This window comes from Microbacterium sp. USTB-Y (assembly GCF_023703415.1).
GTDB lineage: Bacteria > Actinomycetota > Actinomycetes > Actinomycetales > Microbacteriaceae > Microbacterium.
This window is the reverse complement of the sequence record NZ_JAGMTU010000016.1, coordinates 1-1,417: the sequence shown is the minus strand read 5'-3', so window position 1 is coordinate 1,417 and position 1,417 is coordinate 1. Positions and strand designations below refer to the sequence as shown.

General features: G+C 66.4%; 1 protein-coding gene. It reads left to right on the top strand.

The annotated features are described in order from the left end of the window. Positions 1 to 122: 122 nt before the first annotated feature. On the top strand, positions 123 to 1,358 hold the full coding sequence (locus J8G10_RS19275; RefSeq protein WP_046746337.1) for an IS256 family transposase: 1,236 nt from the start codon (positions 123 to 125) through the stop codon (positions 1,356 to 1,358). The last annotated feature ends 59 nt before the right edge of the window (positions 1,359 to 1,417 follow it).

Here is a 1,417-nt window from a genome sequence, read left to right as displayed (position 1 = left end):
CCTGGAGTCCCGCGGGGTGGTGGTCTTTCGGGCCCGCGGCGTCGTGACCGCGACGGGGTGAGCCATCGTGCGATGGTCAGTGAGAACGACCAAGAACTCACACAGAAAGACGACACCGCACGATGGCTCTTGACCAGTCTGCCCTCCTCGAGCTGCTCGGGGAACTGAAGCTCACCGGCACCACCGACCGCATCCGAGCCGCGACCGAGCGGCTCTACCAGGAGCTGATCGACGCGGAGACAGCCGCATTCATCGGCGCCGCCCCCTACGAGCGCACGAGCGAGCGCACGACTACCCGCAACGGTTCCCGGCCGCGGGTGCTGTCGACCACGGCTGGGGATCTGGAGTTGCGGATCCCGAAGTTGCGGCAGGGGTCGTTCTTCCCGTCGCTGCTGGAGCGGCGCCGCCGGGTCGACCAAGCCTTGTTCGCGGTCGTGATGGAGGCCTACCTCCACGGCGTCTCAACCCGGAAGGTCGATGACCTCGTCAAAGCGCTCGGCGCTGACACTGGCATCTCGAAGTCCGAGGTGTCCCGCATCTGCCAAGGGCTCGACGCCGAGGTCGCATCGTTCCGCGACCGCTCGCTGTCTGACATCGCCTACCCCTACGTGTTCCTCGACGCGACCTACTGCAAGGTCCGCATCGACCACCGTGTCGTGTCCCAGGCGGTCGTCGTCGCGATCGGCGTCGCCGCTGACGGGCGGCGGGTCGTGCTGGGCTTCGATGTCGGAGACAGCGAGACCGAGGAGTTCTGGAAGCAGTTCCTGCGCTCGTTGAAGACACGAGGTCTGGGCGGGGTGAAGCTGGTGATCTCCGACGCCCACGCCGGACTGAAGAAGGCCGCAGCGACCGTGTTGCAGGGCGCCGCCTGGCAGCGCTGCCGCGTCCACTTCATGCGCAACGTCCTGACCGCCCTCCCGAAGGGCCGGCAGGAGATGGTCGCCAGCGTGATCCGCACGATCTTCGCCCAACCCGACGCCGAGCACATCGATGCCCAGTTCGACGAAGTCGTGCGCATGATCGAGCGCGTCCACCCCAAGACCGCCGTGATGCTCACCGACGCCCGTGACGACATCCTCGCGTTCAAAGCGTTCCCCGCCCGGCATTGGCGACAGATCTGGTCCACGAACCCGCTGGAACGCCTCAATCGGGAGATCAAGCGCCGCACCGACGTCGTTGGCGTGTTCCCGAACAACGCCGCCCTGCTCCGCCTGGCCGGCTCCGTCCTCGTCGAGCAACACGACGAATGGGAAGCCGCCGACCGCCGCTACTTCTCCGAAGCCTCCATGACCGAGCTCACCGCGACCACCCCCACCATCGACGAGGCGGTGATACTCCCCGAGATCACCGCCGCCTAAACTAACGACAGCTGATCATCGCAACGAAGCGAAAGACCACCACTCAAACGGACGCGGCC

Bases quoted from the DNA above. Each gene is read 5' to 3' on its own strand.
- J8G10_RS19275 (WP_046746337.1), top strand. From the start codon at position 123: ATGGCTCTTGACCAGTCTGCCCTCCTCGAGCTGCTCGGGGAACTGAAG.